Source organism: Mesorhizobium sp. (assembly GCF_005063415.1).
Lineage (GTDB): Bacteria > Pseudomonadota > Alphaproteobacteria > Rhizobiales > Rhizobiaceae > Mesorhizobium.
This window is the reverse complement of record NZ_SUEG01000051.1, coordinates 1-13,843: the sequence shown is the minus strand read 5'-3', so window position 1 is coordinate 13,843 and position 13,843 is coordinate 1. Positions and strand designations below refer to the sequence as shown.

At 60.9% G+C, this 13,843-nt stretch carries 14 protein-coding genes; 1 reads left to right on the top strand and 13 read right to left on the bottom strand.

What is annotated here, in order from left to right:
* The first annotated feature begins 7 nt into the window (after nt 1–7).
* Entirely contained in the window at nt 8–1,357 is a 1,350-nt protein-coding gene (gene hemN / locus E5W70_RS15580) for an oxygen-independent coproporphyrinogen III oxidase (protein ID WP_063169226.1), read from the top strand.
* Between the two features lie 180 nt (nt 1,358–1,537).
* Here the strand turns inward: hemN and E5W70_RS15575 are convergent, their stop codons facing one another.
* From E5W70_RS15575 to E5W70_RS15515, 13 genes are all read right to left on the bottom strand, one after another.
* Complete coding sequence (locus tag E5W70_RS15575; protein ID WP_024502859.1) at nt 1,538–1,780, bottom strand: DUF2274 domain-containing protein; 243 nt, start codon at nt 1,778–1,780, stop codon at nt 1,538–1,540.
* A 12-nt stretch (nt 1,781–1,792) separates the two neighbouring features.
* Nucleotides 1,793–3,007, bottom strand: coding sequence for a TrbI/VirB10 family protein (locus E5W70_RS15570; RefSeq protein WP_292659535.1), 1,215 nt, complete (start codon nt 3,005–3,007; stop codon nt 1,793–1,795).
* A complete protein-coding gene (gene trbG / locus E5W70_RS15565; protein WP_292659562.1) occupies nt 3,004–4,029 on the bottom strand; it encodes a P-type conjugative transfer protein TrbG in 1,026 nt (341 codons plus the stop codon). The genes E5W70_RS15570 and trbG overlap by 4 nt, the downstream gene beginning before the upstream one ends.
* A 1-nt stretch (nt 4,030) precedes the next feature.
* Nucleotides 4,031–4,762, bottom strand: a complete 732-nt coding sequence (gene trbF / locus E5W70_RS15560; protein ID WP_292659533.1) for a conjugal transfer protein TrbF — start codon at nt 4,760–4,762, stop codon at nt 4,031–4,033.
* Nucleotides 4,763–6,085: a P-type conjugative transfer protein TrbL gene (gene trbL / locus E5W70_RS15555; RefSeq protein ID WP_292659531.1), complete on the bottom strand. Its 1,323-nt coding sequence runs from the start codon at nt 6,083–6,085 to the stop codon at nt 4,763–4,765.
* A 33-nt stretch (nt 6,086–6,118) separates the two neighbouring features.
* Nucleotides 6,119–6,844: a P-type conjugative transfer protein TrbJ gene (trbJ, locus tag E5W70_RS15550; RefSeq protein WP_024502854.1), complete on the bottom strand. Its 726-nt coding sequence runs from the start codon at nt 6,842–6,844 to the stop codon at nt 6,119–6,121.
* Nucleotides 6,841–9,291 (bottom strand): conjugal transfer protein TrbE, encoded by a 2,451-nt coding sequence (gene trbE, locus E5W70_RS15545; protein ID WP_063169232.1) that lies wholly within the window; start codon nt 9,289–9,291, stop codon nt 6,841–6,843. The genes trbJ and trbE overlap by 4 nt, the downstream gene beginning before the upstream one ends.
* Nucleotides 9,285–9,557, bottom strand: a complete 273-nt coding sequence (locus tag E5W70_RS15540; RefSeq protein ID WP_024502852.1) for a VirB3 family type IV secretion system protein — start codon at nt 9,555–9,557, stop codon at nt 9,285–9,287. The genes trbE and E5W70_RS15540 overlap by 7 nt, the downstream gene beginning before the upstream one ends.
* Nucleotides 9,557–9,865, bottom strand: coding sequence for a TrbC/VirB2 family protein (locus tag E5W70_RS15535; RefSeq protein ID WP_024502851.1), 309 nt, complete (start codon nt 9,863–9,865; stop codon nt 9,557–9,559). The genes E5W70_RS15540 and E5W70_RS15535 overlap by 1 nt, the downstream gene beginning before the upstream one ends.
* 12 nt (nt 9,866–9,877) lie before the next feature.
* Nucleotides 9,878–10,846, bottom strand: a complete 969-nt coding sequence (gene trbB, locus E5W70_RS15530; RefSeq protein WP_024502850.1) for a P-type conjugative transfer ATPase TrbB — start codon at nt 10,844–10,846, stop codon at nt 9,878–9,880.
* Nucleotides 10,843–11,256, bottom strand: coding sequence for a CopG family transcriptional regulator (locus tag E5W70_RS15525; RefSeq protein ID WP_095488561.1), 414 nt, complete (start codon nt 11,254–11,256; stop codon nt 10,843–10,845). The genes trbB and E5W70_RS15525 overlap by 4 nt, the downstream gene beginning before the upstream one ends.
* A gap of 116 nt (nt 11,257–11,372) precedes the next feature.
* Nucleotides 11,373–13,397, bottom strand: coding sequence for a conjugal transfer protein TraG (locus E5W70_RS15520; RefSeq protein ID WP_292659560.1), 2,025 nt, complete (start codon nt 13,395–13,397; stop codon nt 11,373–11,375).
* Between the two features lie 219 nt (nt 13,398–13,616).
* Nucleotides 13,617–13,843: hypothetical protein (locus E5W70_RS15515; protein WP_292376198.1), on the bottom strand; the 227-nt coding region annotated here is incomplete at its 5' end.

The window sequence follows — 13,843 nt, the reverse complement described above, 5'->3', positions numbered from 1 at the left end:
ACGCGAGATGCAATCGGAAATAGCTGTCAAACTCAGCGAGAACGTCCCACGCTACACCAGCTATCCGACGGCGCCGCATTTCCATTCGGGGATCGATGCTGCCATTTACCGTGGCTGGTTGGAGACGCTGGAAAGCGGCGACGAAATCTCGCTGTACCTGCACATTCCTTACTGCGACAAGCTCTGCTGGTTCTGCGCCTGCCACACCAAGCAGACGCACCAATATGAGCCGGTGGCCGCTTATCTGCGCTCGCTGAATGCCGAAATCGTCACGATTGCCGGTCTGGTGAGCGGCAAGGCACATGTCCGTGCAATCCACTTCGGTGGCGGTTCGCCAACTATTCTGAGGCCCGATGATATGGTTGCTCTTGGAGCGGCCTTGCGGGACAGCTTCGACCTTCTCCCGGATGCTACGGTCAGCATCGAAATCGAAACCAACGACATGGACAAGGCGCGCCTTGATGCACTTGCTCAAATCGGCGTAACGCGGGCGAGCCTCGGCGTGCAGGATTTCGATCCGCAAGTGCAAAAAGCAATTAATCGTGAGCAGAGTTTTTTGCAGACCAAGGCAGTCGTCGACGGGGTTCGTTCGCGGGGCGTCGAATCGGTCAATCTGGACCTGCTCTACGGGCTCCCGAATCAGACACGCGAGACGATCTGTTCCACGGTGGCGCAGGCACTGACCTTGGAGCCAGACCGGATGGCCCTGTTCGGCTACGCACATGTGCCCTGGTTCAAGAAGCATCAGACGATGATCGACGAGGCATGGCTGCCGAGTCCCACTGAGCGTTTCGCCCAATCTCAACTCGCGGCGCGGGCAATTGTCGCCAAGGGATATGAGGCAATAGGACTCGATCATTTCGCGAAGCCCGACGATGCGCTGGCCATAGCGGCCCGCGCAGGGGTTTTGCATCGCAATTTTCAGGGCTACACTGAGGATCGCTGCCCGACACTGATCGGACTTGGCCCTTCGTCCATCGGTCGTTTTCGCCAAGGCTACGTGCAGAACATGGCTTCGACTGCCGGGTACGGGCGCATGGTTGCGGATGGCGGGTTGGCTGCCGTCCGCGGCGTTGCCCTTTCCGACGACGATCGCGTCCGTGGCTGGATCATCGAGCGGCTGATGTGTGATTTTGCCTTCTCGGCAGTCGATCTGGTGGAGCGGTTCGGCAAAGCCGGCGAGCAGCTCCTTCATCGCTCGAGGTCCATCGCACTCCACGATCCTGCCCGAGCGCTTGAATTCGATGGTGACAGTTTCCTCGTACGGACTGAAAGTCGCCCCTTCATTCGAACCATCGCGGCCAAGTTCGATACATATTTCAAAGGGGGAACGGCGAGGCACTCGGTGGCGGTCTGAGCAAAGCACAGTGCGCTCGCCGTTTGGTCGATCGGCGAACCAGCTGCGTTTCGTTTTGACCGCTCATAGGCGACTACCGCATCAAATCGAAAATGCAAACTTAGGCTGTTGCGCGGTATCTCCTTCCACATCATCTCTTGCGCATACCTGCATTATGTTCCAGCTGCCCTAGCGGAGGAGTCACGATTTTCCGGCAAGCTCCGTCGGCAGACGTTCCTTTCTGGCCTTGGCAAAGGCTCGGTCGCCTTCCAGAAACGCCGCCAGCATGAAAGGGATGAGTTCTGCCACGGTTTCAGACTGACCATAGGTCTGACGGTAAAGTGCAGCATACTCCTTGAGTGTTTGGCTCAGCTCCGCGCTGACGGTAATGGTGATCTTCGAAGCTGTTCGGTCCGGAAGTTTTCCAAGTTTCAGGTCAGCCATGATAACTCCTGCTCAACTGGCGTATGGCCGCAGCACGATGTCCTTGTGCACGATGACGCGCAGTGGCCAACCTGGGCGGACGACGATGGTGGGCTGGATATTGAGGTTTTTTTCGGTGATGCGCTGGCCGGCTCGACTGGCGTTCTGCTGGGCTGATTCCCGGATCGCCTTGACCAGATCGCTCTCGTTTTCGCCGAGGCTGAATTCTGTGCCGACACCGAGCAATGTGGCAAGCGCCACTCCCTTGATCATCTGCCAAGTGTGGAAATCGACTTCGTCTTCCAGCCCTGCGTAGCCGGCGGTGTCGCTCGCGGGCAGATTGTCGATTTCGGCCGACGAGCCGTCGGGCAGCAGAATGCGCTGCCAGACCAGCAGCGCTCGCTTTTGCCCGAACGCGACGACGCTGTCGTAGACGCCGATAAGACGTGAGCCCTGCGGAATCAGCAATATGTTGCCCGTGACCGTGTCGTGCACATTTTCGGTGACTTGCGCGACGACAAGGCCCGGCAAATCGGAATTGATGCCGGTGATCAGGCTGGCGGCAATCACGCTGCCAGCCATCAGTTGATATGGCGAGATCGGCGTCTGCAGCGCATGCGGATTGTAGATCCCGCCAGTGCTCCGCTGGCTGAGAAAATCAAGCTTTCGCTGCTGATTGTTCTGGTCGCCTTCCGCCGCCGCCACCGAGGCTGACGCGCGTCCTGCTTCGGATTGGGGAAGCGCCTCAAATGGATGCTGAGCAGTTTGCACGCTCTCTCCGACATCTGTCTTTTGAGCTCGATTTTCGACGCGGAAAAGCACCCGCGATTCACGCGCTTCGATCGCCTGCTGCGCTAGACGCTGCTCCTCGGCCGAGATGTCTTGGCCCGGCACGATGCCGAGCTGGCGCTGCCGCTCGAGGATGGGGCGGCCGAGGTCGCCCGGCAAAGGTAGCCCAAGGACGGGAGGCTTCGGCTTCATGCCGGAATAGTCATGGGGAAGCGTATCGAGCCCCTCGGCGATTGGTTTGCGCTCAGTGTTGTAGAGATCTTCCGCCTGATCCCTGATGCGAAGGGCCGGCCCCTGGAGGGCGATCATGGTAACGCCGAAGACAGCGCCGGATCCGAGCGCTGCGATCGCGATGATCACACCGCGCCTGAACCGCACCACGCGGCGGGGAGAGGCCCGAAGCTGCAGTTCCTCGGGATCCAGTTTCGGCGGGATGCCAGAGCGGGAATTTTCGATCATGAGTCCTCACCTCGCCGGCTGCCGCGAAAGAGCGAGATCCGCCGTTGCGGTTGCCTGCCGTCAATCCTGCTGATGCGGATCACCTGCTGCCGCTTGGTGCCGAGGCGAAGTTCGGCCGCGGCGAAGAGCCGATCGACGATGTAATAGTTGCCGCGCACGCGATAGTTGACGAGCTCGCTGCTCCCATCTGCGCCGACGATGAAGAGTGGTGGCGCCTCGCCCTGATCTATGCGACGAGGGAACTCAATATAGACCTTGCTGCCGTCGTCGAAGGCTCGCGTCGGTCTCCAGGGCGGTGTGTCGCCACCGATTGAGTAGCGAAAGCGAAGGTTTTCGAGCGCGATATTCGACGCGACCGGTGTAACTGCCTCGGCTTGAGCATTGCGCTGGCGAAGCGCGATGATCTGGTCTTGGCTGTAGGTCCAGGAGATTGCCGCCATTGCGGTCTTCTCGGTGCTTTGAAGCTGCAAATGATAGGTCCGCCGGTCCGTCGTAATGACGACATTGGTGGCAAGACCCGGCGCGAAGGGTTTTACCAGAACATGGGTGCGCTGATTGTCACCGGTGCCGCTTGCGGTATCGCCAATGACCCAGCGCACGGTGTCGCCAGCCGACACGGCGGTTAGTTTCTCGCCCGGCTGCAGAGCGATGTCGGTCACGCGCTCCGGCGCGGCATAGAGTTGATAAAGCGCGCCATCGGTGAAGGGGTAGACTTGCACGGCATTAACATACCCGTACTTGGTGGGTTGCTGGGTCGCGGCTTTGTTGGCATCAGCGACGCGTTCTTCAGGGGGGCGCTTGTCCTCGGCCTTGCCGGGCTCGGGCTGCATTTGGCCAGGCAGCGGCAGTGGTTTTGGCACCTCGACAATTCTAATCGGCCTCTCCGGCGCCTTTTCGATCGCGGCCGGTTTGAAGTCGGCAGCGTCATAGGAAATCTCAGGCGGCGGCACCTTCTTCGATGCACAAGCGGAAACGACCGCTGCCGACACCGATAGGATCAGCACGGCACGAATCGGTGACATTTTACCTTTCATTGGTGGACTCCGTCGGAGAAAGGGGGGTTGGGACGGCGCTGTCGAGCTCGCGTGACCAGTCAATGGCATTGATGAAGACGCCGAGCGGATTCTTGCGCAGCTGATCCGTATTGCTTGGCGAGCGAATCACGATCGTGAGGATCGCAGTCCAGCGCATCGTGCTGGCAAGGCTTCCGCGCTCAAACACCTGCTCGGTCCATTTGACCTGGAATGAACTTTCGGAGGCTCTGACCACGCTGGTGACCTGTACCGAAACACTGCGCGTTCCGATCTGACCGAAGGGGTCGTTCGCCTTGGCGTATTCGTTGAGGAAGAGCGCTGCGCGATCGCTAGCAAAGTCGTACGCTGCCAACCAGTTCTGCCGTACCAAAACCGGATCGGTGGAAACGGAACGGACATTCTGGATGAAGCGGCCGAGATGCCAGGCGATCTGAGCATCCGAGGGCTCATAATTCCGGATCGCCGGCGCGACGGCGCGCGTCTCGCCGAAGCCATCGACCTCGACGACATAAGGCACGACACGGCTTTGCATCGACTGCCATACGAGTCCGCCGGAAAGCCCGGTCGCCAAGGCCAGGCAGCCAAGGGCCATGATCCGCCAGTTCCTGGCCTGCAGTCGAGATGAGCCGATGCGCTCGTCCCACAGCTGGGCGGCTTTTTGATACGGCGTGACCGGTTCGGGTGTTTTGCCGTAACGGCGCACGGGTCGCTTGAAGAGCATCTAGTCATCCTTGTCGTTGAGAGAGGGGTTGGCGCTGCCTCCCGGCCGGTCTCCGTCTCGGACAGCTTGCATGGCAGCGTGGCGATTTGCACGGGCGGTCTGTTCAGAACGTAGGCGCCTTGCCCACGTCGGCGCCGAAACAGTGGCCGAACCGGCAGAGCGTTCGGTCATTGGCGCTGTCGGCGTGCCGCCGGTCGCGGTCCACGCGGCATCGCGCCCGGCATCGGCGTTGCGCCCAACACTTGCAGTGGCGGATCGCGCTATGCCTATAGCGGCGCCGCCAGCTGCACTGGTTACACCATGCATTCCAGCAGCCACACCGGAGAGGCCAGCGTCGGGCGAGGTTGCGCGCCCGATCTGCCATGACGTGGAAGCAGCCGATCCCATTGTTGTGCCGGCTCGGATGGCGGCGACACCGCCGCTGGTTGCCATACGCGCGCCAGCAAATGCTGTGCCTCCAGCAACGAGTGATACACCCGCTGCCGCCGCGGTCGTGCCGAGGGCGGCGCCCGCCCCAAGCTGCGGTGCGCCTGAGACAAGACCCGACGCGATCCCCGGCCCAAAAATGCCAAGGCCAAGCAATGCCAGTGCGCCCAGTACCTGGGACATGGCACCGGCAAGATCCGGCTCCTTGCCTTGCAATGCGGAAGCGAACTCCCCGAAGAGCGTGGAGCCGATACCGACAATGACGGCGAGCACCATCACCTTGATGCCTGACGAGATAACATGGCCGAGCACGCGTTCGGCCAGGAACGCTGAACGGTTCCAAAGTGCGAATGGAACCAAAACAAAACCTGCCAGCGTGGTGAGCTTGAACTCAAGGATGGTGATGAAAAGCTGGATGGAAAGGATGAAGAAGGCGATGATGACCAGGAACCAGGCCATCAGCAGCACGAAGATGGTCAGTGCGTTGCCGAAGATTTCCGGGAAGCCCAGGAGCTGACTGGCTTGGTCAAGCATTGGCCAAGCACCTTCGAAACCGGTCGCGGCAATGCGGCCCGGGCGCAAGAGATTGTCTGCCGACAGATTGCCGGCCGACGCCTTAATCCCGAGACCGGCAAAAGAACGATAAACGATATCGGCGAGGTTCTTGAAATTGTTCAGAATGAAGGCGAAGACGCCAACATAGAGCACCTTGCGGACAAGCCGGCCGAGAACGCTGGTTTCGTCGCCGAGCGCCCACGCCAGGCCGGCAAGTGTGATGTCAATGCCGATCAGAATGGTAGTGAGGAAGGCGAGGTCGCCCGATAGCAGACCGAACCCGCTGTCGATGTAGCGGATGAAGGTCTCCATGAAGCGATCGATGACGCCAAGGTCGTTCATGCCGCTGCCTTTCTCGTCGTGATGAACTCGTGATTAATTGCCGGGATAAGCCGAGCCGGTACCCAAGAATCGCTTCGTCATCTCGCGGGCGGCTTCGTCTGACTGGGCCTTGCGGGCGGCATCCTCGGCCTCAGCTCGAAACTGCGTTGCGAGCAGCGTCTGGATCTGCATCTGCTGTTTTGTCGAAAGCGCCATCAGCTGGTTGGTGGCCTGGCTTGCCTGAAGCGCACCGGCCGCCCCTTGGCTGCGGTTGACGAGATCGGCGAGCAGATCGCCGTCGGCGCGGACGTTCTCGACGATTTGCGACTGGACACCCATGGTCTGGCGGAACGCCTGCATGGCGGTTTGCCAACGCTCCCGCGCAGCACTCGCCACATCGCTGACTTTGATCGTGGCGTCGTAGCTTTCCGGATATTGGCTGCGCCACTGGTCTTGAAGCTTGCCCAGATCAAAGCTGAGGCCACTCGCCTGGTCCATCAAGCCGTCGATGCGATGGAGCGAACCGGTGAGTTGGCCAACGGAAGAGAAATCCAGACGCTGAAGATTGCGCGCCATGTTCTGCAGCATGGTCGCCTGATTCTGCAGCGACTGGATCTGGTTGTTGATCTGCTCCAATGCGCGCGCGGCCGTCAGCACGTTCTGCGCATAATTGGACGGATCGAACACGATAAGGGCGTAGGCGGGCTGCACATAGTCGGCCATAGGCTTGGCGATCAGGGAAACGGTGATCAGGCCGGAGAGAAGGCGTCGCCGCATCATGAGAATTGCTCCTTGTCTGGTTGAGGGAATTGCTTGAGAAGTTCGCCGGCCCAATCGAGGCCGCGCGCGATCAGGAACTGCGAGGCAAAGCTGCCTTGCCCGTCTTCGGACATGATCCTGTCGATCAGAGTCTGCGTGGCCGGATCGGAAGCACCGCAAAGCGCAAGAGCGATGGGGCCAAGCTCGAGCTCGAACAGACGGTTGCCGCGGCGCGATTGCAGATAATACTGACGCTTCGGCGTGGCGCGGGCGATCAATTCGATCTGCCGCTCGCTTAAACCGAAGCGCTCGTAGGCTGTGCGCGCCTGGGGTTCCACGGCACGATCATTGGGAAGGAAAATGCGCTGCGGGCAGCTTTCGATGATTGCCGGCGCTATGCCAGAGCCCGCGATATCAGCCAGCGACTGCGTAGCGAAGACAACCGACACGTTCTTCTTTCGCAGCACCTTCAGCCATTCGCGGATGCGGGCGGCGAACAGCGGATTGTCGAGATAGACCCACGCCTCGTCGAGCATGATCAGCGTGGGCCGTCCGTCGAACCGTTCCTCAAGTCGCTGGAACAGATAGGTAAGCACCGGCAGCAAAGCGCTTTGGCTGTGCATTAACTCCTCGGTCTCGAAACACTGCACATCCGACAAGGCCAGCCCATCATGATCGGCATCGAGCAGGCGGCCGAAGGGACCGTCGAGCGTGTAGGGCATCAATGCGGTCTTCAGCGCATTGGATTGAAGCAGGACCGAAAGACCGGTCAGTGTGCGTTCCTGCGCCGGCGCGGTGGCAAGGCTGGCCAGCGCTGACCAAATAGCCTCCTTCACCTCCGGCGTGACGGTGACGTTCTCGTGGGCAACAAGGCTGGCGATCCATTCGGCCGCCCAGCTTCGGCTAGCCTGGTCGTTGATGCTGCGCAGTGGCTGAAAGGCAAGGGAACCGTCCGCTCCTAGCGCGTGGTGTTCTCCACCCATGGCAAGTGTTGCAGCACGGGCCGAATTGCCTTTGTCGAAGACATAAACCTGGGCGCCGGCGTAGCGCCTGAACTGCAGAGCAATCAGAGCAAGCAGAACCGACTTGCCGGCGCCGGTCGGACCAACAACCAGCATGTGGCCGACATCTTCGACGTGGGTGGAAAGCCGAAACGGTGTCGACCCACTGGTCTCGGCAACGAAAAGCGGTGGCGCTTCGGTTTGGGTGACTTTCGCGAGATGCTCGTTTGTCGCAGGACCGGCCCAAACCGACGACAGCGGCATGAGATGGGCAAGGTTCAATGTATGAACGAGCGGTTGGCGAACGTTAGCGTAGACATGGCCAGGCAATGAGCCGAGCCAAGCCTCGACCGCATTGACGCCTTCTCGGATCGTGGTGAAGCCGAGCCCATTGATGATGCGCTCGACCGCGCGAAGCTTCTCTGCAGCGGCTTGGCGATCCTCGCCCCACACCGTCACGGTGGTGGTGAGATAGCCGAAACTCACATGATCACCGCCCAATGCCTGAAGGGCTTCGTCGGCATCGAGCGCCTTGTTGTCGGCATCGCTATCGACAAGCGGGACCGGCTCGTTGGTAATGACCTCGCGTAGGATTGCCACGATCGATTTGCGCTTGGCAAACCACTGCCGGCGCAATCGCGTCAGCGTCTTCGTGGCTTCCGTTTTCTCGAGCGGAATGAAGCGCGTCATCCAGCGATAGGCGAAATCCTGATGATTGAGGGTATCGAGGATTCCGGGCCGGGTGAGGTTCGGAAAGCCGAGGATGGTCAGTGTGCGAAGATGCTGCTCACCCAGCATCGGCTCCAGGCCACCGGTAAGCGGCGCATCGACCAGGATTGCATCCAGATATATCGGCGTTTCCGGGGCCATGATAGGATGGCGACGAGGCGAAATCGTGCCGTGGAGGTAGGTCAACGTCTGAGCATCATCGAGGACGCGTACTTCGGACATGAAACCCGAGAAGAGATCGAGCACGCGGTTGGTCTCGTCACGGAACCTCGCCAGATCCTGGCGCCAGTCTCTTTCTCCTCGGGAATAATGAGAGTCGACGAGCGTGCTTTCTGCGCGCGCCTGGGCGTCCGGCGGTGGCATAAACACCAAGGTCAGATGATAGCGGCTCTCGTAGTGCGCTACCTTCCCCTCGAAAGCAGCGCGGCGTTCTTCGTCGACCAGCCACGACGCGGCGTCAGGAAAATGCGAGTTCGGATAGCCCAGCGCTTCTGTGCGCTCGGCCTCAAAGAACAATGCCCAGCCAGAGCCAAGGCGTCTGAGAGCATTGTTCGCCCGGGCGCAAATGCCGACGAGTTCAGCCTCCGTCGCACTTTCGAGATCCGGGCCGCGGAACCGCAACGTCCGCTGAAAGCTGCCGTCCTTGTTGAGCACGATGCCGGGCGCCACCAAGGCAGCCCAGGGTAGATGGTCGGCAAGCCGGTCGGCTTTGCTTCGATATTCCGAAAGGTTCAGCATGCAAGCCACCCCTTCAGACGTAGGTGGCGCACAAGCACGCTGGCGAAGTCCGGATCGCGTCTTGCGGCAAACACCGCTAACGAGTGGCCTGCGATCCAAAGCACCAGACCAGCAATCCATTGCTGCAAGCCGAAGCCAATGGCCGCGGCCACTGTACCGTTGAGGATCGCCACCGCGCGCGGAGCCCCGCCGAGCAGGATCGGCTCGGTCAGCGCCCGGTGGACCGGTACTGCGAAGCCCTCGATATGCTGCTCCCCGGCGGCCATCAGACGAGCGCCCCACCACCGAAGGAGAAGAAGGAGAGGAAGAAGCTCGATGCCGCGAAGGCGATCGACAGACCGAAGACGATCTGAATCAGGCGCCGAAAACCACCGGCGGTGTCGCCGAAGGCAAGCGTCAGGCCGGTGGTGATAATGATGATCACCGCAACGATCTTGGCGACCGGTCCCTGCACGGACTCCAGGATCTGCTGCAGCGGCTGCTCCCACGGCATGCCGGAGCCGGCGGCATAAACCGGGGCCGTGATAAGAAACGCGAGCGCTGTGGACGAAAGAAAGCGAAGCTTCTTGCGCATGAGGAAGGCCTTTCAAAGCTGCTGGAGTTGCGAAAGCGTGAGCGGGGCAACGGCGTAATCGCCGCTGCCGTCGAGACCGGTGACCTCGGCGATTGCGTCGATGTGGCGCGACGAGCCGCGTCCCGCTATGAAGACGATCAGATCTATCGCCTCAGCGATGAGCCGGCGGGGAACGGTGACCACCGCTTCCTGGGCGAGTTGCTCAATGCGATAGAGAGCCGAGCGCGCGGAATTGGCGTGTACGGTAGCGATGCCGCCTGGGTGCCCGGTGTTCCATGCCTTCAGCATGTCGAGCGCTTCCGCGCCCCTCACCTCGCCCACGATGATGCGGTCCGGCCTGAGCCTCAGCGTCGAGCGCACGAGATCGGCAAGGGTGACCGAGCCCCGCCTTGTTCTCAGGGCAACGCAGTCCCTGGCCGCGCACTGCAGTTCGCGTGTGTCCTCGATCAGGATCACCCGATCGTCGCATTCGGCGACTTCAGCCAGCAGAGCGTTGGCGAGTGTTGTCTTCCCCGAGGAAGTGCCGCCGGCGATCAGCATGTTGCGCCGCTCGCGGACGGCCTTTTTCAGCGCATCGGCCTGCAGCGGCAGCATGATGCGTTCGGCAACATAGTCGGCCAGGGTGTAGACTTTCGCGGCGGGCTTGCGGATGGCAAAACATGGCGCCAACACCACAGGTGGCAGCAGGCCTTCGAAGCGTTCGCCAGACGGCAATTCGGCACTGACGATCGGGTTGTCGGCGTGCGCCTCGGCGCGCACGTGCGAAGCAACCAGGCGGATGATACGTTCTGCCTCGGACGGGTGCATGTGAACGTCGGTATCGACCCGACCTTCGCCTAACCGGTCGAGTCGCAGCGCGCCGTCGGGATTGACCATCACCTCGATGACGGACGGATCGGCCAGGGCTTCGGTGATTGCCGGACCCATGGCGGTGCGCAGCATGACACGCCGCCGGTGGTCGGCCTCGGGATGAGAGCTCATCCTTCCCCTCCCCCACCATTGTCTTTGCTAAGCGACTTTTTGCCGGAAGCGATCTGGCGGCCGACCTTCTCAACGAATTTCTCGAAACGCTCTTGGGCAATAGCCTGCGTTGCCCGATCCGGGACCGGCGTGTGGGCGTGAAGGGTGATCGAAAAGCGGATGAAGAGCGCCAGGCTCTCCAGGATCACCTCGGAATCGCGCCTGACGTGGGCAAGATCGCGGGAGAGCCGGTCAAGCCTTACGCCGTAGCGCCGATCGAACTCGCTCTCGCCACGCCGCTCGATGAACGCCTCGATCGCCTTCGCCACGATCGCTGATTTGGTCGTTGACGGATCGCGACTGAGGTTGTCCAGTTTCTCGCTGAGCTCCGGCTCAAGCAGAAACTGATGGCGAATGCGGTGCGGCTTCATGCGGATCGTTCCGACGGCCCGGCGTTGCGCCGGCGACGGGAGAAGCATCGGCCAGACGCTCAAAATTGCTTATGGCCGTTATCTACGCTGAGGTGCGCTCTGCAACTCAGCGGACTTCAGAAGCCGGGAATGACATCGTCGCCCCTGCCCTCGTTGATACCGTAGACGCGGGCCGCAGTGGAAATCCGATCCATGACACGCTTGTCCGCGAGCGCTTCGCTGTCATCGTCTGCGGGCTTGTACAGATCGGCCTGATCGGGCTCTTGAGAGACAACAACGTCTTCTTCGGGCAGGCTTGGATGGCGTTGCTGCTGAACGCCTCCCTCGTCTTCAACTGGCGCGTCGGCGCTTTCCTCGTCCGCAGCAAGTCGGCTATCGACGCTGCACACTTGTCCAGTCCAGCCGTCCGGGCGTGATGCAGGGCAGTCCGCATAGGGTCCGTCGTGCAGCACCGGCGCAGGCAGCACCCGATCTGTGAAATTCTGATCCTGATAATAGCGCAGCTTCTTGGCGCGGATCGGCGGCAACCCAGAAACCAGGACCAATTCGTCTGACGGCGGCAATTGCATCACCTCGCCTGGCGTCAGGAGCGGGCGCGCGGTTTCCTGGCGGCTCACCATGACATGTGAAAGCCAGGGCGCAAGCCGATGGCCCGCATAGTTGCGCATCGACCTAAGTTCGGTTGCGGTGCCGAGGGCATCCGAGATGCGCTTGGCCGTGCGTTCGTCATTGGAGGAAAAGGCAATTCGCACGTGGCAATTGTCGAGAATAGCATTGTTCTCGCCATAGGCCTTTGAAACCTGGTTCAAAGATTGTGCGATCAGATAGGAGCGAATGCCATAACCTGCCATGAAGGCGAGCGCCGTTTCGAAGAAGTCGAGGCGACCGAGCGCCGGAAACTCGTCCAGCATCATGAGCAGCTGATGCTTACGGCTCTTCTTCGGGTCCCCCTCCAGACGCTCCGTCAACCGCCTGCCGATCTGGTTCAAGATCAGTCGCACCAAAGGCTTGGTGCGCGAGATATCCGAAGGCGGCACGACCAGATAGAGCGACAGCGGTCGCTCTCCATCCACTAGGTCAGCGATGCGCCAGTCGCAGGACGAAGTGGCCGCCGCGACCGTTGGATCACGATAAAGCCCGAGAAAGGACATGGCGGTCGAGAGGACGCCTGAGCGCTCGTTTTCCGACTTGTTCAGGAGTTCGCGAGCCGCCGAGGCCACTACGGGATGGACCTGAGGGTTATGCCCCGTCCCGAGATGGTTTGTCGTCATCATCCGCCGTAGCGTTGCGGCAAACGAGCGTTGCGGGTCCGACAGGAAGGTGGCGACGCGGGCCAGCGTCTTGTCCTCTTCAGCGTAGAGCACGTGCAAAATGGCGCCAACTAGGAGTGAATGGCTGGTCTTCTCCCAGTGGTTCCGTCGCTCCAGCGCGCCCTCGGGATCGACGAGGATGTCGGCGATGTTTTGAACGTCCCGGATCTCATCTGGGCCTTTGCGCACCTCCAGCAGCGGGTTGTAGCGTGCCGATCTCGGGTCGGTCGGATTGAACAGAAGGCAGTACGAGAATTTCGACCGCCAGCCGGAGGTCAACTGCCAATTTTCGCCTTTTATATCATGAATGATGGCAGACCCGGTCCAGGAAAGTAGCGTTGGAACAACCAGCCCCACGCCCTTGCCCGAACGCGTCGGCGCAAATGCCATGACGTGCTCCGGGCCGTCATGGCGCAGATAGCGATCGTTCAGCCTACCGAGGAAAACGCCCGCCGGCCGTAACAACCCTGCCGTCTCGACCTCATGAGTCGTGGCCCACCGTGAAGACCCATAGGTCGTAACCGACCCGCGCTGTCGCGCGCGCAAAAGCGAGCCAGCGATTGCGGCGGCACAACCCAGGAATCCGCTGGCGCCTGCAAGCGTACCGGCTTTGTCGAAGACCTCCGGCGCATAAGCATCGAAGTGGAACCACCATTCAAACAGCTTCCACGGCTTGTAGATTGGCCAGCCGGCGAAGAGAAACCATGGTGCGCCGAGAGGCGTCTGGTAGGTCAGCATTTGAGCGCACCATTGGGTTGCCGTCCATACGCCGATAATGACAATTGCGCACACAACGGCGATCTGCCCGATCAGTAGCTTCGTAGGTGTCATCGGCTTGGCCCGCTGAACAACGCGACCTAGCATCGCGCGGCGCAGCCGGGACAGGAATGTTCCTCACATACGATTTGGGAGCAATGAACGACTTCCTACGTATGCAGGTCGGTCAGCACGCGTGTTGCGCCTTCACGCGACACCATCCGCCACTCCATCCTTTCCATTCACCCTGAGGCCCGGCGCCGCCGACAGTTGCGTGACCGCTCCTCCGCAAAGTTATCTTCTGCGTTCAGGGAGCCACGGCGCCTGGGCTGGCTGATGAACACCGTCCGCTCGCGCATGTGGGGTCGAATTGATTTGTGCCCAAGTGGAGGCAGGCTCGTCTTCCAACAGTTGCCGCAGTTCCCCTGGCTCGAACGCCATCATCGGTGGGGAAGCGGGTTCATCCTCCAACAGTTGCCGCAGTTCCCCTGGCTCGAACGCCATCATCGGTGGGGAAGCGG